The organism is Bacillus sp. ZY-1-1, from assembly GCF_003047165.1.
GTDB lineage: Bacteria > Bacillota > Bacilli > Bacillales > Bacillaceae > Bacillus > Bacillus velezensis.
Map to the genome: position 1 here is coordinate 147,857 of NZ_CP027061.1, position 15,144 is coordinate 163,000.

A 15,144-nucleotide genomic window follows, 5' to 3' on the forward strand; every position below is an offset into this window, starting at 1 on the left:
CGATTATGATGATGGCAGCAGTGTAAGAAACGGGAGTGGTTCAGTTTGAATAAAATCATGATTGTGGAAGATAGTGAAGACATTCGCGGACTATTGCAGAATTACCTTGAAAAATACGGATATCAAACCGTGGCCGCCGCGGATTTCACGGCTGTTCTTGATGTCTTTTTGCGGGAAAAGCCTGATGTGGTGCTGCTTGATATCAACCTGCCGTCTTATGACGGCTATTATTGGTGCCGCCAGATCCGCCAGCATTCTACAAGCCCGATCATTTTCATCTCAGCCAGAAGCGGGGAAATGGATCAGGTGATGGCGATTGAAAACGGCGGAGATGATTATATCGAAAAACCGTTTTCTTATGATATTGTGCTGGCGAAAATCAAAAGCCAGATCCGCAGGGCATACGGAGAGTACGCCGCCAAGCAGGGAGAGAAAGTGGTTGAATATGCCGGTGTGCAGCTCTTTGTGGAACGGTTTGAACTGCGCTTTCAGGACGAAAAAAGCGAGCTTTCTAAAAAAGAAAGCAAGCTTTTGGAAGTGCTGCTGGAGCGGGGAGAAAAGGTGACGGGAAGAGACCGGCTCATGGAAAAAACGTGGGACACCGACATTTTCGTCGATGATAATACGCTTAACGTGTATATCACGCGGCTCAGAAAAAAACTGCGGGAGCTGAACGCGCCTGTTTCCATTGAATCGGTGCGGGGCGAAGGCTACCAGCTGAGGGCGCTGTCATGAAGCTGTTTCTCCGGTCTCATGCCGTGCTGATTCTGCTTTTTCTCCTTCAAGGGCTGTTTGTCTTCTTTTATTACTGGTTTGCGGGTCTTCATTCTTTTTCCCACCTGTTTTACATATTGGGCGTGCAGCTTCTTATTTTGGCGGGGTATCTTGCCTATCGCTGGTACAAAGACCGCGGTGTGTATCATTGGCTCAGCTCGGAGCAGGAAGGGACGGACATCCCGTATCTCGGTTCTTCAGTGTTCTGTTCAGAGCTGTATGAAAAGCAGATGGAGCTGACCCGGCTGCAGCACCAGAAGCTCTACGAGACCGAAGCCAAGCTCGACGCGCGGGTGACGTATATGAATCAATGGGTGCACCAAGTAAAAACGCCGCTGTCGGTCATTAATTTAATCATTCAGGAAGAGGATGAGCCCGTTTTTGAACAAATCAAAAAAGAGGTCCGGCAGATTGAATTCGGGCTGGAGACGCTCCTTTATTCATCAAGGCTTGACCTGTTTGAGCGGGATTTTAAAGTCGAAGCGGTTTCCTTATCAGAGCTTCTCCAATCGGTCATTCAAAGCTATAAACGATTTTTTATTCAATACCGCGTCTATCCGAAAATGGATATTCGCGATGATCATCAGATTTACACCGATGCCAAATGGCTCAAATTTGCGATCGGCCAAGTGGTCACAAATGCGGTCAAGTATTCAGCGGGCAAGAGTGACAGACTGGAGCTGAATGTCTTCTGCGATGAAGACAGGACGGTGCTTGAAGTCAAAGATTACGGTGTCGGCATTCCCTCGCAAGATATCAAGCGGGTGTTTGACCCTTATTACACCGGCGAAAACGGGCGGCGTTTCCAAGAATCTACGGGAATCGGCCTCCATCTCGTCAAAGAAATTACGGGCAAGCTCAATCATACGGTGGACATCAGCTCGTCCCCCGGTGAAGGGACATCGGTCCGATTTTCATTTCTTACAAAAATGTAAGACTGCGTTAAGAAAACAACATAGCTCATTCTGTTTCCCCTTGATAACATGGATTTACGTCAAGGGGATTTTTTATGCTGAATGCCCCGGCACTACATGAAAGCAGCCCAGATCAACAAGAATAAAACCATAAGGAGGATTCTCATGGCGAATATGCTTGAAGTCAAACATATAAATAAAACCTATAAAGGACAAGTATCCTATCAAGCTTTAAAACAAATTTCATTTTCAATAGAAGAAGGCGGGTTCACGGCGGTGATGGGACCGTCCGGCTCCGGAAAAACAACACTTTTGAATATCATTTCAACGATCGACCGGCCGGATTCAGGCGATATCCTGATTCACGGAGAAAACCCGCACCGGCTGAAGCGGACAAAGCTCGCTCATTTCCGCCGCAAGCAGCTCGGATTTGTGTTTCAGGATTTCAACCTTCTGGACACGCTGACAATCGGTGAAAATATCATGCTGCCGTTAACGCTTGAAAAAGAAGCGCCGTCTGTCATGGAAGAAAAACTGCACGGCATCGCGAAAAAGCTCGGAATCGAAGATCTGCTCAATAAACGGACGTTTGAAGTATCCGGCGGACAGCGCCAGCGGGCCGCCATCGCAAGAGCGGTCATTCATAAGCCGTCACTTATTCTGGCCGATGAACCGACGGGAAACCTTGATTCCAAAGCGTCAAAAGATGTCATGGAAACGATGCAGAGCCTGAATCAGGATGATCATGTCACGGCTTTGATGGTGACCCACGATCCGGTTGCGGCAAGCTACTGCCGCCGCGTCATCTTTATAAAAGACGGCGAACTGTTTAATGAGATTTACCGCGGGGAAAACCGCCAAGTCTTTTATGAGCAGATTCTTGATGTGCTGTCTATGCTGGGGGGAAACGCAAATGACCTTTCTTCAGTTCGCTTATAAAAACGTCACGAGAAACAAAAGGGCCTATCTTGCATTCTTCTTGAGCAGCGCCTTTTCCGTTTTGATTTTCTTTACCTTTGCGATGTTCCTGTTTCATCCGGCACTAAAGGAAGGCTACCTGAATAACATCGCCAAAAAAGGCTTAACCGCCGCGGAATGGATGATCTTTGTTTTTTCTTTCTTATTTGTTCTGTATTCGGTTAACGCATTTTTGAAATCGAGAAATAAAGAATTCGGTATTCTGCTGATGCAGGGTATTACGCCGGTGCAGCTGAGAAAGCTCATTACGGCGGAAAACATGATCATCGGCGTCATGTCGATCGCAGCGGGGATTATCGGAGGCTTCATTTTTTCGAAAACGTTCTTTACGGTCGGCGCTTATATTTTAGAAATGGACGCGCTGCCTCTGTACATGCCTTGGAAAGCGCTCGGCATTACGGCCGGCGGATTTCTGCTCTTATTTTTCCTTTTATCGCAGTTCACGATCCTTTTTGTCAGATCAAATACGGTGATCAAATTAATAAAGGGCACTGACAAGATCAAGCCGGAGCCGAAGCCGTCCGTGCTTCTGTCCTTATTCGGCATCGCCTGCCTGTGCGGCGGGTACGGCATGGTTCTGAAAGGCAATGTCCACGGGACCGAGCCGTTCATCATTTTACTGCTTACCGTCATCGGCACGTATTTCTTTTTCAGCCAAAGCAGCATCTGGATTCTGCGCGCGCTGAAGAAGTGGAAAACCTTTTATCTGCGCGGGAAAAATGTTATTTGGGTTTCTGACCTTGTCTATCGTTTAAAAGACAACGCCCGCCTGTTCTTTATCGTCAGTATTATTTCCGCGGTTGCCTTTACGGCGACGGGCGTGCTCGCGATGTACAAATCGACCGTCGGGGCGGAAGAGTCCGCCTATGAGATGGAGTATTTATCTTTCAGCAATAACCCGAAAGAACAGACGCATTTGAAAGATATTGACCATGAACTGAAAACACACGGCTTTACGTATAAGAAAGACAAAATAAATGTTTCCTATGTCCGCTATCAGGAAGGAGATACTGTTCCGCCTGTTTACATGATCAGCGAATCGGATGTGTCAACATACTTCCATGTTAAGCTGAACGGCCTGAAACATAATGAGGCTGTCTATTTCCCGGGCACGTATGACCGCAATTTCAAAAACGACGCGCCGGATCAGCTGAAGCTGCTGAACCAAAAAGGCAAGCCGTCTGACCAAAAACTGACGGTAAAAGAAGTCAAAAAACCGCTGATTTCATTGAATGCCATCATCGCGGTGAACGATCAAACCTTTGATCAGCTGAAATCACTCGGTGAGAAAGCGTCATTATACGGCTACAGCTATGATCATTGGAAAGACAGTCTTGGGATCAGCCAATCCTTGAAAAATGAGATTTACGGCAACTATATCGACGTGCATTCTGATTTTATGGCAAAAGCCGGGACGTACTATGATACGGTGCAGCTGCCGAGCCTGAGTTTATTCATCGGCCTGTTTATCGCGATCGTTTTCTTTGTCGCGGCAGCGAGTTTCTTATATTTCAGGCTGTTCACCGATTTAGATGAGGACCGGGAGCGCTACCGCTCATTGGCCAAAATCGGTCTGAGTGAGCGTGAAATGGCACAAAGCGTGACGATACAATTGGCGATTCTCTTTTTCTTTCCTTTCGTCATTGCCGTCATGCATACGCTGTTTGCTTTGAGAACATTAGCGGTGGAAGGCTATTCCGATGTAGCGGGGCCGCTCAGTCTGACCATCGGAGGGTTTTTCATCTTTCAGCTTCTGTTCTTCCTAGCGGTGCGGACAAGCTATTTGAAAAAAATGAACAAGTAAGGGGAGTGCACAGATGAAAAAAGCATTGGCAATCCTGGCCGTCTTAGCAGCCGCTGCCGTCATATACGGACTTCTCTTTTTTCATAATGATGTTACAGACAGATTTAATCCGTTTATTCACCAGCAAGATGTTTATGTACAGATTGATCGAGATGGCAAACATCTTAGCCCGGGCGGTACTGAGTATACATTAGACGGATATAACGCATCCGGGAAAAAAGAAGAAGTGACCTTTTTCGCCGGGAAAGACCTTCGGAAGAACGCGTATTTGAAGGTGAAGGCGAAAGGAAAGTATGTCGAGACCTGGGAAGAAGTCAGATTTGAAGATATGCCGGGCTCCGTACAGTCAAAATTAAAGTGAACATGAAAAACGGCACAGTGTCATGACTGTGCCGCTTTTTTTATTTTTTATTTTCTTCAGCCCGTTTGATCAGCATGTCGGTGATGATATCCATCTGTTTGCTGACGGCAATCGGGTCATACGGATAGAAGGTGTTGAAATCGTTGATAAAGACACGGTTGTTCTTTACGGCATCGAGATTTTTCCAAACGGATGACTCTTTCAGACGCTCAAATGTTTTGCTTTCTCCATTCGGGTTGTAATCGGTAATGAACATATAATCAGCCGCATATTGAGGGATGACCTCTTGGGAAACCTGTTTCATGGCGCCCGTTTTCATGATGTCTTTTTCGATTTTGGCCGGCGCTTTCAATCCGAGTGCGTTATAAACGGCTTGGCCGCCGCGGCCGGAATTGTCATTAAAAATCCAGATTTCGCCTTTATCCGTCGTTTCATAAAGGCCGACTGTCTCGTCTTTGCCGATCACGTTTTTGAGGCGCTTTTGATCGGCTTCGGCCTTTTTGTTGAAGTCTGCCATAAAGCTTTTGGCTTTATCCTTCGCCCCGGCAATGTCGCCGAATAGGCTGACCGTATCTTTCGTATTCTTTGCGGTGTTAAAAGGAATGACAATCGTCGGTGCGATTTTCGATAGTTTCTCGTATTGGTCATCCTTCATCAGCACGATTAAATCAGGCTTCAGCTGCATCACTTTCTCCACATTGACGGGATTGCCGATGTCCGTGGTGTTTTTCAGCTGTTTTTTGATAAACGGATTTTTAAAAGCCCATGAGCCCGCCCCGACGACATTTGCGTCAACGGACAGCAGCTCACCCGCATAAAAGTCAGTGACGATCCGTTTCGGATGTGCGGGTATGTCAATATTTCCTTTTGTTGATTCATATGTACGCATGTCTGTCTTTCCTTTGCCTGATGCCGATCCGTTGTTTTCCTTCGCGCCGCTGCAAGCGCTTAATGCGAAAACAAGCAGAAGTGCCAGGCCGATCAGCCATGATTGTTTCTTCATAATGATCCCCCTATTTCAGTGATAATGATTATCATTATTAATATAGCAGGAAGACGTCATTCCGTCTATGTTTTTTATAGAAAACCTTCCTTGATTATCCATGTTATAGTAGTAAAGGAGGAGGAATGAATGTTGATTACGAAAAGAGGGACTTGGTGGGAAGTGCTGCACAGCTGGTGGCTGCTGCTGACTTTCGCGCCGTTTGGGCTGACCGCTTTCTTGGCCTTTTTCTATATCGGCTACCGGGCCAAGAACAAAAAATGGCTGAAATACGGACTTATCTATTTTATTATTTTAGCAATTGCTTTTGTGCTGCCGAGCACGCCGGGCGTGTATATCGTGCTGCCTTTATGGGTCATCTCCATCATCCACGGGCTGAAAGTGCGGGCGGCTTATTTAATACAGCTTGATGTGTTTAAACAAAACGTCGAAGCAAGAGCGTTTGAAGCGGTAAGGCATGAGGCGGAGGAAAAATTCGGCGGAAAACCCGCTCAACGCATTGATCTGACAAAACAGAGATAAAAACAAATGACAAAGCCGGTATCTCGCGCTTTGTCATTTGCATGACCGGCCTATTGCTGGTATGAATGCTGCTGAAACGGTGTGTGATGCTGTGTTTGCGGGAATGAAGAAACATTAGCGTTTGCCATCGGTGCAGGCATGTGTCCGCTTACTTCCTGCTGAAGCTGATTGCACACATTCACGATTTGCTGGCATTTCTGAATGGCCAGTTCATGCCCCTGCAGCGCTTGCTGAATGGTATGAACGGCATGCTGTTCATGGTTAAGCATCTGCTGAAGCATTTGAATGTTTTGCTGTTCCTGCTGGAGCATTTGCTTGTACTGCTGACTGCTTTGCTGTGTCTGCTGAATAAGCTGCTGTGCTGTTTGACGGCATTGCTGCAGCTGATTTCCGCTGTATTGGTTTTGATACATCATGAAGACCTCCTGAAGTGATTGATTTTACACATTTATCATGTGAAAGAATAGGAGAGGCATTCATGCAAGAAAAGGATTCAAATATTTACCTGTTATGTACAGAGCGGAATACAAGGCTCGGGATGGCCTGTCGAGCTTTGTATTCCGGCCCTTTTTCTCAGAAGCCGCCTTCTGTAGCGTGAAAAGGAATATTGAGTCTGTTTTCGACTGCGCGCAGGCGCTGATTCAAACGGTTTAAGCGGCGGGTATGGATTTCAATGGACTGGCTCAGCCGTCTGATCTGCTCATTCATACGCGTGATTTCCCGGTTTTGGCGCTGGTCTTCTTGTGAGAGGCGGGTGAGCTCTCTCGTTTGCTGGGCGTTTTGTCTTTCAAGCTGGGCGACTCTCCGTTCTAAAGCCGTCGGCTGCCGCTCTTCAGACTGAGGGGGCGCATAATAATAGCTTTCCTGCTGCTGATACGGCTCATACTCAACGGGGCTCACTTCGTATTCCTGCTGCTGAGGGAAATAGGCAGATGGGGTGTAGTACTGATATGGGTTCATTCATCATTCTCCTTATCTAGTGAAGTCTTTATACACTATGTAGTCAATTGCACAGTGCCACGGCATCCGCCTAACTTACAGGCGTAAAAAGAGCTTCAAAGGAAGGTGATCATGTTGCGGAACATACGGATTTTCATCATGACGGTTCTTGTTATCGGATGCGTCATGATAACAGGCTGCTCGCAAAAGAAAGCAGACGAACCCCCTTTTTATTACGGGACATGGGATGCGGGGCTGAAACCGGGCCCGATGGACGGGGTCAGATCTGAAACCGTTACGTTTACGAAAGACAGCGTGCTGACAAAGCAGGTCATTAAAGGCCGCGGCGAGGTTCCCATGCCCTCAGATGTTTACAAGGTGGTCTCACAAAACACGGACGGGACGATCGAGATTGAATACCTCGGACATCCGCACCCCGTCAAAAGCACGTTGAAAAGAGGAAAAAACGATACGCTCATTTGGAAGATATACGGAGAAACAAAAACAATGACAAGAATAAAAACCGGCGGGGAGGATGCACATGAGAAATAAGGCTGCCGACAGACTCGTTTTGACGGGTGTCATCGTACATATCATTCAATGGTTTTCACTGTTATGGTTATTTTTTATGCTTTTTGATCAGTTCGGGCGTTTTACCATTTATAATCCCAATGTCGTCAACGGCAGCATGCAGTCTTTTTCATTCTTTGATATGATGCGCGCTCTTCTGTTTTCCGGCACGCTGCGGAATACGCTCCTGCTGTTTCTGTTTGCGGCGATGCTCATTTACTTATGGGTGAACGCTCTGTTTATCCTGCTGGAAATCGTTTCTTATATCATGATCAGGCGGAACAGCCGTTCATTATGGGCATACTTTCCCGCAGCGATGGGAATAAAGCTTGCCCTTCTGGACATAGCGGCCGTCCCTTTCTTTGCGGCGGGGCTGATGCTCTTGAAGCAGAAAACAGATGACAGCGGCGAACAAGCTGACAAGGGGAAAAGACGGCCCCGCATCCGGAGGCAGGCCCGGTATAGGAAGAGAAGGCGGAGAAACTTGTCCGTTTGATTTTTCATTGAAACGAAAAAACGATATGATGAAAGCATAAGCAGAAAAGGATACAAAGGAGATGCAGGATGTACAAGTTAATCGCAATAGATATGGACGGAACACTATTAAACGATCATCATGAAGTGACGGCTGAAGTCCGCGGGGCGCTTGATGCCGCCAAAGCGGAAGGGGTCAATATCGTCCTGTGCACGGGCCGGCCGATCGGCGGCGTGCGTCGGTATTTGGAAGAGCTGAACTTACAGGAAGAAGGAGACTTTGTGATTGCCTATAACGGCGCACTCGTCCAAAATACGTATACAAATGGTGTCGTGGCCGAGCAGTCATTAGGCTTTGAAGATTTGGAGTCGCTTTACGAGCTGAGCTTACAGCTGGATACTCCGATGCATTACTTTGACACAGCCAATCTGTACACGCCGAACCGGGATATCAGTGAATACACGGTATACGAATCATACATTACGAAAGTGCCGCTTCATTTCCGCACGATCGATGAAGTGCCGAAGGATATTCTGATTCCGAAAGTCATGTTCATTGACGATCCGGACAAGCTGGAGAAAGCGATCGCTTCTATTCCGGAATCATTCAGGGAAACATACACAATGGTCAAAAGCGCGCCATTCTTCCATGAGATTCTTCACCCGAAAGTCAGTAAAGGAAACGCGGTCAAGCTGCTGGCCGAAAAACTCGGCATTGAACAGAAAGACGTCATGGCAATCGGCGATAACGGCAACGACATGTCCATGATTCAGTGGGCCGGCTGCGGCGTGGCAATGGCCAATGCCATCCCGGAAGTAAGGGAGATTGCTGATTATGAAACGAAATCAAATAACGAACACGGCGTGGCGCATGCGATTCAGGAGCTTGTGCTGAAAAAATAGGCACCCCATCAGAGGGTGCTTTTTTACCGCGTGTTTTGGTGATATGATAAGCGGAGAGGGGAGGCGCGACATGGATCGTGAAAAACAGCAGCTCAGCATAGAAGCGGCAAAACTATATTATCAATCAGATTACAGCCAGCAGCAGATCGCCGAACGGCTTAATCTGTCACGCCCCACCGTTTCAAGGCTACTTCAGTACGCAAAGGAAAAAGGGTATGTGCAAATTCGCGTCATGGACCCGTTTGAGGATCTGGATGAACTCGGCGCGAAGCTGGAAGAAAAATACGGGCTGCTTGAGGCGCACGTCGTCTTTTCTCCAAGCGACGATTACCAGGCCATTACACATTACTTAAGCCGCTATGGCGCAGACTATATGCATAAAACCGTAAAGGACGGCGATATACTCGGCGTAAGCTGGGGGACGACGATGTACCAGATCGCAAGCCGCATGGAGCCGAAGCAGGTAAAGAGCGTTGAAGTCGTGCAGCTGAAAGGCGGCATCAGTCATTCCAATGTCAATACGTATTCGTCAGAAACGATTCAGCTGTTCGCCGAAGCATTTCAGACCATGCCGAGGTATTTGCCGCTGCCGGTTATATTTGACAGCGCCGATGTGAAACAGATGGTCGAGCGGGACAGACATATTAAGCGGATCATTGAAATGGGCAGACAAGCCAATATCGCCCTGTTTACGGTCGGAACCGTCCGGGATGAGGCGCTGCTTTTCAGACTCGGCTATTTCCGGGAAGAAGAGAAACAATTGCTGAAAGCACGCGGAGTCGGCGATATTTGTTCGCGCTTTTTTGACGAGGAAGGCAGGATTTGCAGCAGCAGCATTAACGGCAGGACGATCGGAGTTGAGCTCAGCGACCTGAAAATGAAAGAGCGTTCGATTCTGGTGGCGGGCGGCAGCAGAAAATGCAAAGCCATTCACGGTGCCCTGAAAGGAAAGTACGCCAACGTTTTGATTACCGATCAGCATACGGCCAAAAAACTCATTCAAGAATTGTGACAATTCATGAACATAATTTCAATTACCAATTTACATATGTTCAAAATTCGGTTATTCTAAACGTATCCTAGGAAAAAGGAAGTGCATACAATGTCAATTGCAAGTCAAATAGACCATACTGCTTTGAAACCGCATACACAAAAAGCGGATATTTTACAACTGATAAAAGAAGCAAAAGAATATAAATTCGCTTCCGTTTGTGTGAACCCGACTTGGGTCAAACTCGCAGCGGAGGAACTGAAGGGCACGGGAGTTGACGTTTGCACCGTTATCGGATTTCCTCTCGGCGCAACGACATCGGAAACAAAAGCATTTGAAACGAAGGATGCCATCTCAAAAGGAGCCACTGAGGTTGACATGGTCATCAATATCGGCGCATTAAAAGACGGCGATGATGAAGCGGTTGAAGCTGATATCCGCGCGGTAGTTGAAGCAGCTGATAAAAAAGCGCTCGTCAAAGTGATCATCGAAACATGCCTTTTGACAGATGAAGAAAAAGAGCGTGCGTGCCGCTTGGCGGTATCCGCAGGCGCCGATTTCGTCAAAACGTCTACCGGTTTTTCTACAGGCGGGGCAACGGCTGAAGATATCGCTCTCATGAGAAAAACAGTCGGACCGGACATCGGGGTCAAAGCATCAGGCGGCATCAGAACAAAAGCTGATGTTGACAGCATGATCGCTGCGGGCGCGAGCCGGATCGGCGCAAGTGCGGGCGTCTCTATCGTGAGCGGCGGAGACAGCGGCAGCAGCGACTATTAATCAGCATTGCGGAAGCCGAAAGCTTCCGCCATCCTCTTTCTTTGTTGATGCATAAAAAATTGTAAGCGAATACAAATAAAAGGAGAACACATATGAAGTATCTCATCGGAATTATCGGAATCATTGTGTTTTTAGGTCTTGCCTGGCTTGCCAGCAACGGCAAAAAAAGAATCAGAATCCGGCCGATCGCCGTCATGCTCGTGCTGCAGCTGATTCTCGGTTATATTCTCCTCAACACCGGTATCGGGAATTTTCTTGTCGGCGGTTTTGCAAAAGGATTTAACTACTTGCTGGAATATGCATCAGAAGGGATTAACTTTGTATTCGGCGGGCTTGTGAATGCGAAACAGACGACGTTCTTCATGAGCGTGCTTCTGCCGATCGTCTTTATATCCGCTTTAATCGGAATTCTGCAGCATTGGAAGGTCCTTCCCTTCATCACGAAGTATATCGGTCTTGCGTTAAGCAAGGTGAACGGAATGGGGAAAATCGAATCTTACAACGCTGTTGCATCCGCGATTTTAGGGCAATCAGAAGTCTTTATCAGTTTGAAAAAACAGCTCGGCTATCTTACTGAACAGCGCTTATACACGCTTTGCGCGTCCGCAATGTCGACGGTCTCAATGTCGATCGTCGGTTCTTACATGATGATGCTGAAGCCTGAATACGTCGTGACGGCGCTTGTGCTGAACTTATTCGGCGGATTTATCATCGCTTCTATCATCAACCCGTACACCGTCAGCAAAGAAGAGGATTTGATCGTCGTTCCTGAAGAAGAAAAGCAATCCTTTTTTGAAGTGCTCGGTGAGTATATAATGGATGGATTCAGAGTCGCCGTCGTCGTAGCTGCGATGCTGATCGGATTTGTCGCACTCATTGCCCTGGTCAACGGCGTTTTTAACGCGGTCTTCGGCATTACATTCCAGGCGCTGCTCGGATATGTATTCGCGCCGTTTGCGTTTTTAACCGGTATTCCGTGGAATGAAGCGGTGAGCGCCGGAAGCATTATGGCGACGAAAATGGTATCGAATGAATTTGTGGCGATGCAGACGCTCTCATCCGGCGATTTCCATTTCAGCGCGCATACACAGGCAGTGGTATCTGTATTCCTTGTCTCATTCGCGAATTTCTCCTCTATCGGAATCATTACCGGTGCGGTGAAAGGGCTGCATGAAAAACAAGGAAACGTCGTCGCGCGGTTCGGGCTGAAGCTGCTGTACGGCGCAACGCTCGTCAGCTTCCTGACAGCGGCGATCGTCGGATTGATTCACTGAACATAAATGAAGGACAGGTGATAGATCATGAGAATGGTAGATCTTATTGTAAAAAAACAAAATGGAAAAGAACTGACAACAGAAGAAATTCAATTTTTCGTAAAAGGATACACGGACGGAAGCATCCCTGATTACCAGGCAAGCGCGCTGGCTATGGCGATTTACTTTCAGGATATGACGGATCAGGAGCGCGCCGATCTGACAATGGCGATGGTCAATTCAGGGGAAACGATTGATCTCTCCGCCATTGAAGGCATTAAGGTCGACAAGCACTCTACGGGCGGGGTCGGCGACACGACAACTCTCGTACTCGCTCCGCTCGTCGCGGCGCTCGGCGTTCCCGTCGCTAAAATGTCCGGCCGCGGCCTTGGGCATACGGGGGGAACCATTGATAAGCTGGAAGCGATCGAAGGCTTCCACGTGGAATTGTCAAAAGATGAATTCATCAAGCTTGTGAACCGCGACAAGGTAGCCGTCATCGGACAAAGCGGGAACTTGACCCCTGCCGATAAAAAGCTGTATGCGCTGCGTGATGTAACGGGTACGGTGAATTCCATCCCGCTGATCGCAAGCTCAATTATGAGTAAAAAAGTCGCCGCCGGAGCAGATGCCATCGTGCTTGACGTCAAAACGGGAGCCGGCGCGTTTATGAAAACGGATGAAGACGCCGTGAACCTCGCCAAAGCAATGGTCCGCATCGGAAACAACGTCGGCCGCCAGACGATGGCCGTGATTTCTGACATGTCGCAGCCGCTCGGTTTTGCGATCGGGAATGCTCTGGAAGTACAAGAAGCCATTGATACGTTAAGAGGGGAAGGGCCTGAAGACTTAAACGAACTCGTCCTCACGCTCGGCAGCCAAATGGTTGTATTGGCGAAAAAAGCCGAGACATTGGAAGAAGCGAGAACGAAGCTTCAGGAAGTCATGAAAAACGGCAAAGCGCTTGAAAAGTTCAAAGAGTTCCTGAGCAATCAGGGAGGAGACGCTTCCGTCGTTGACGAACCGTCCAAACTTCCGCAGGCGGCGTACAAAATTGACGTTCCGGCAAAAGAAGCGGGTGTCGTTTCAGAAATCGTCGCTGACGAAATCGGCGTCGCAGCGATGCTGTTAGGCGCGGGACGTGCGACAAAAGAGGACGAAATCGACCTTGCCGTCGGTATTATGCTCCGCAAAAAAGTCGGTGACAACGTCGAAAAAGGCGAGCCGCTCGTCACCCTTTACGCCAACCGCGAAAACGTTGACGACGTGACCGCCAAAGTCTATGACAACATCCGCATCTCAGAAAAAGCGGAAGCGCCGAAACTGATTCATACGCTGATTACGGAATAAGACAAAAAAGGCACATACCTCATCAGTATGTGCCTTTTTTTATGGCATGGTTTTATCCAAATGAATGTCACGGACGGATTGTTTCGGCTGTTTCTTTCTCAAAAAACGAATGAGATAGCACAGGATCATACAAGGAATTCCGCAGAAGAGGGCGATTCTTTGATTGGGATCAAATGCAAGGCCTACGCATGAAGCGAAACATAAGATCACAGCGGCGATCGGAACGAGAGGGTATAACGGCGTGCGGAAGGTCAGATCCGCGACGCGTCCGCCGTTTTTCACATAATGTTTTCGAAATAACAGCTGAGACAGGGCGATGCTCATCCACACCACGACGCCGGCAAATCCGGCTATTGCCACGAGCACCACGTAGACCGTGCCCGGGGCGGCGATGCTTGAGATCAAGGATATGCAGGAAACGGCCATGCTGGCGAGCAGAGCATTCAGCGGAATGCCTTTCGGCGTGACTTTTTTGAACCGGGCGCTGATCATGTTTTCATTCGCAAGAGACCACAGCATCCGGGTGGAAGCATACAGTCCGGAGTTGGCGACCGAAAGCAAAGCCGTTAAAATCACGAAGTTCATGATATCTGCGGCGTATGGGATACCGATCTGGGAAAAGACCGCGACAAACGGACTTTCAATCACACCGGCTTCCTTCCAGGAGATCAGTCCGGACAGCACAAAAATGGCGACGATAAAAAAGATGACCGTTCTCCAGGCGACATTTCGGATCGAACGCGGAATATCTTTTGCCGGATTGGCGGTTTCACCCGCTGTAATTCCGATCAGCTCCGTCCCTGAAAAGGCGAAGCTTACGGAAATCATTGCGATGAAAACCGCAAGAAAGCCGTTCGGAAACAGTCCGCCGTGTGAGGTGAAATTCGACAGCATCGGAGCTTCTCCCGAACCGTGCAATGAAATCAAACCGAACATCGCGGCGCCGCCTAAGATGATAAATAAAAGGATGGTGACGATTTTGACGCTGGAAAACCAAAACTCTGTTTCTGCAAACAATTTAACGGAGAATGCATTGGCGGCAAAAAGGAGAGCCGCGAAAATCGCGCTCCACATCCAGACGCTGCTGTGGGGAAACCAGCGCTGCATGAGGATACCGGAAGCTGTAAACTCCGATCCTACCGTCACCACCCAATTCACCCAATACATGATACCGACCATAAAACCCGTGGACGGCCCGATAAACGTTGTCGCATACGTTTGAAATGAACCGGTCACAGGCATGGCTACTGACAATTCTCCGAGACACTGCATGACAAGATACATCATCAAGCCGCCGATCAGGTAAGCGGCGATTGTCCCGCCCGGCCCGGCCTGGCTCAATGTATACCCTGTGCTCAAAAACAGCCCCGTGCCGATGACCCCTCCCAATGAAATCATAAATAAGTGCCTGCTTTTCATCGTGCGCTTTAGTTGATTGCCGCCTTGATCAACATCCATCGTGATCTCCCCCTTTTTGCGTGGCATCAGAATCTTCCGGCAGCCGAGATCACGCGTGCCGGATTTGACT

17 protein-coding genes are annotated in these 15,144 nt (G+C 48.3%); 13 read left to right on the forward strand and 4 right to left on the reverse strand.

The features are described from left to right. Window positions 1-45: 45 nt before the first annotated feature. The 5 genes from yxdJ to C5I45_RS00775 all read left to right on the forward strand — a co-directional run bounded on the left by yxdJ (window position 46) and on the right by C5I45_RS00775 (window position 4,831). On the forward strand, window positions 46-735 hold the full coding sequence (gene yxdJ, locus C5I45_RS00755) for a two-component system response regulator YxdJ (RefSeq protein WP_004393241.1): 690 nt from the start codon (window positions 46-48) through the stop codon (window positions 733-735). Beyond that, window positions 732-1,709, forward strand: a complete 978-nt coding sequence (yxdK, locus tag C5I45_RS00760; RefSeq protein WP_014306127.1) for a two-component system sensor histidine kinase YxdK — start codon at window positions 732-734, stop codon at window positions 1,707-1,709. The genes yxdJ and yxdK overlap by 4 nt, the downstream gene beginning before the upstream one ends. Window positions 1,710-1,853: 144 nt before the next feature. Continuing rightward, on the forward strand, window positions 1,854-2,627 hold the full coding sequence (yxdL, locus tag C5I45_RS00765) for an ABC transporter ATP-binding protein YxdL (RefSeq protein WP_004393250.1): 774 nt from the start codon (window positions 1,854-1,856) through the stop codon (window positions 2,625-2,627). Beyond that, window positions 2,602-4,470 carry an ABC transporter permease YxdM gene (gene yxdM / locus C5I45_RS00770; protein ID WP_004393253.1) on the forward strand — a complete coding sequence of 623 codons (1,869 nt, stop codon included), beginning with the start codon at window positions 2,602-2,604 and terminating at the stop codon, window positions 4,468-4,470. Before yxdL ends, yxdM begins: the two co-directional genes overlap by 26 nt. Before the next feature lie 13 nt (window positions 4,471-4,483). Next, window positions 4,484-4,831, forward strand: coding sequence for a YxeA family protein (locus tag C5I45_RS00775; RefSeq protein ID WP_004393256.1), 348 nt, complete (start codon window positions 4,484-4,486; stop codon window positions 4,829-4,831). Window positions 4,832-4,871: 40 nt separating this feature from the next. Here the strand turns inward: C5I45_RS00775 and C5I45_RS00780 are convergent, their stop codons facing one another. Further along, window positions 4,872-5,834, reverse strand: a complete 963-nt coding sequence (locus C5I45_RS00780; protein WP_004393259.1) for an iron-hydroxamate ABC transporter substrate-binding protein — start codon at window positions 5,832-5,834, stop codon at window positions 4,872-4,874. A 129-nt stretch (window positions 5,835-5,963) separates the two neighbouring features. Between C5I45_RS00780 and C5I45_RS00785 the strand changes: the two genes are divergently transcribed. Further along, window positions 5,964-6,356: a hypothetical protein gene (locus C5I45_RS00785; protein WP_004393261.1), complete on the forward strand. Its 393-nt coding sequence runs from the start codon at window positions 5,964-5,966 to the stop codon at window positions 6,354-6,356. A 50-nt stretch (window positions 6,357-6,406) separates the two neighbouring features. Here C5I45_RS00785 and C5I45_RS00790 read toward each other — a convergent pair whose 3' ends face one another. Next, a complete protein-coding gene (locus C5I45_RS00790; protein WP_004393264.1) occupies window positions 6,407-6,769 on the reverse strand; it encodes a hypothetical protein in 363 nt (120 codons plus the stop codon). Between the two features lie 160 nt (window positions 6,770-6,929). Next, entirely contained in the window at window positions 6,930-7,316 is a 387-nt protein-coding gene (locus tag C5I45_RS00795) for a hypothetical protein (RefSeq protein WP_004393267.1), read from the reverse strand. Window positions 7,317-7,427: 111 nt separating this feature from the next. Here C5I45_RS00795 and C5I45_RS00800 point away from each other — a divergent pair, with 111 nt between their 5' ends. The 7 genes from C5I45_RS00800 (at window position 7,428) to C5I45_RS00830 (ending at window position 13,616) form a co-directional block, all read left to right on the forward strand. Beyond that, entirely contained in the window at window positions 7,428-7,847 is a 420-nt protein-coding gene (locus C5I45_RS00800) for a lipocalin family protein (RefSeq protein ID WP_015387486.1), read from the forward strand. Then, entirely contained in the window at window positions 7,837-8,361 is a 525-nt protein-coding gene (locus tag C5I45_RS00805; protein WP_032858434.1) for a hypothetical protein, read from the forward strand. Before C5I45_RS00800 ends, C5I45_RS00805 begins: the two co-directional genes overlap by 11 nt. Window positions 8,362-8,429: 68 nt before the next feature. After that, on the forward strand, window positions 8,430-9,242 hold the full coding sequence (gene yidA, locus C5I45_RS00810) for a sugar-phosphatase (RefSeq protein WP_004393274.1): 813 nt from the start codon (window positions 8,430-8,432) through the stop codon (window positions 9,240-9,242). Window positions 9,243-9,312: 70 nt separating this feature from the next. Beyond that, window positions 9,313-10,254: a DNA-binding transcriptional repressor DeoR gene (locus C5I45_RS00815; protein ID WP_004393275.1), complete on the forward strand. Its 942-nt coding sequence runs from the start codon at window positions 9,313-9,315 to the stop codon at window positions 10,252-10,254. A gap of 90 nt (window positions 10,255-10,344) precedes the next feature. After that, entirely contained in the window at window positions 10,345-11,013 is a 669-nt protein-coding gene (deoC, locus tag C5I45_RS00820) for a deoxyribose-phosphate aldolase (RefSeq protein ID WP_004393277.1), read from the forward strand. 92 nt (window positions 11,014-11,105) lie between these two features. Then, on the forward strand, window positions 11,106-12,287 hold the full coding sequence (locus C5I45_RS00825) for a NupC/NupG family nucleoside CNT transporter (RefSeq protein WP_004393280.1): 1,182 nt from the start codon (window positions 11,106-11,108) through the stop codon (window positions 12,285-12,287). 27 nt (window positions 12,288-12,314) lie between these two features. Further along, window positions 12,315-13,616 (forward strand): pyrimidine-nucleoside phosphorylase, encoded by a 1,302-nt coding sequence (locus tag C5I45_RS00830; protein ID WP_107994163.1) that lies wholly within the window; start codon window positions 12,315-12,317, stop codon window positions 13,614-13,616. Window positions 13,617-13,655: 39 nt separating this feature from the next. On the opposite strand, the gene C5I45_RS00835 is transcribed toward C5I45_RS00830, so the two are convergent. Further along, the gene (locus tag C5I45_RS00835; RefSeq protein WP_107994164.1) at window positions 13,656-15,074 is read right to left on the reverse strand and encodes an amino acid permease; all 1,419 of its coding nucleotides are present in this window, start codon (window positions 15,072-15,074) and stop codon (window positions 13,656-13,658) included. Window positions 15,075-15,144 lie beyond the last annotated feature (70 nt).

What these genes read in the sequence shown, in the direction of transcription:
- yxdK (WP_014306127.1), top strand. Translation starts at nt 732, where the DNA reads ATGAAGCTGTTTCTCCGGTCTCATGCCGTGCTGATTCTGCTTTTTCTC.
- yxdL (WP_004393250.1), top strand. Translation starts at nt 1,854, where the DNA reads ATGGCGAATATGCTTGAAGTCAAACATATAAATAAAACCTATAAAGGA.
- yxdM (WP_004393253.1), top strand. Translation starts at nt 2,602, where the DNA reads ATGACCTTTCTTCAGTTCGCTTATAAAAACGTCACGAGAAACAAAAGG.
- C5I45_RS00775 (WP_004393256.1), top strand. Translation starts at nt 4,484, where the DNA reads ATGAAAAAAGCATTGGCAATCCTGGCCGTCTTAGCAGCCGCTGCCGTC.
- C5I45_RS00780 (WP_004393259.1), bottom strand. Translation starts at nt 5,834, where the DNA reads ATGAAGAAACAATCATGGCTGATCGGCCTGGCACTTCTGCTTGTTTTC.
- C5I45_RS00785 (WP_004393261.1), top strand. Translation starts at nt 5,964, where the DNA reads ATGTTGATTACGAAAAGAGGGACTTGGTGGGAAGTGCTGCACAGCTGG.
- C5I45_RS00790 (WP_004393264.1), bottom strand. Translation starts at nt 6,769, where the DNA reads ATGTATCAAAACCAATACAGCGGAAATCAGCTGCAGCAATGCCGTCAA.
- C5I45_RS00795 (WP_004393267.1), bottom strand. Translation starts at nt 7,316, where the DNA reads ATGAACCCATATCAGTACTACACCCCATCTGCCTATTTCCCTCAGCAG.
- C5I45_RS00800 (WP_015387486.1), top strand. Translation starts at nt 7,428, where the DNA reads ATGTTGCGGAACATACGGATTTTCATCATGACGGTTCTTGTTATCGGA.
- C5I45_RS00805 (WP_032858434.1), top strand. Translation starts at nt 7,837, where the DNA reads ATGAGAAATAAGGCTGCCGACAGACTCGTTTTGACGGGTGTCATCGTA.
- yidA (WP_004393274.1), top strand. Translation starts at nt 8,430, where the DNA reads ATGTACAAGTTAATCGCAATAGATATGGACGGAACACTATTAAACGAT.
- C5I45_RS00815 (WP_004393275.1), top strand. Translation starts at nt 9,313, where the DNA reads ATGGATCGTGAAAAACAGCAGCTCAGCATAGAAGCGGCAAAACTATAT.
- deoC (WP_004393277.1), top strand. Translation starts at nt 10,345, where the DNA reads ATGTCAATTGCAAGTCAAATAGACCATACTGCTTTGAAACCGCATACA.
- C5I45_RS00825 (WP_004393280.1), top strand. Translation starts at nt 11,106, where the DNA reads ATGAAGTATCTCATCGGAATTATCGGAATCATTGTGTTTTTAGGTCTT.
- C5I45_RS00830 (WP_107994163.1), top strand. Translation starts at nt 12,315, where the DNA reads ATGAGAATGGTAGATCTTATTGTAAAAAAACAAAATGGAAAAGAACTG.
- C5I45_RS00835 (WP_107994164.1), bottom strand. Translation starts at nt 15,074, where the DNA reads ATGGATGTTGATCAAGGCGGCAATCAACTAAAGCGCACGATGAAAAGC.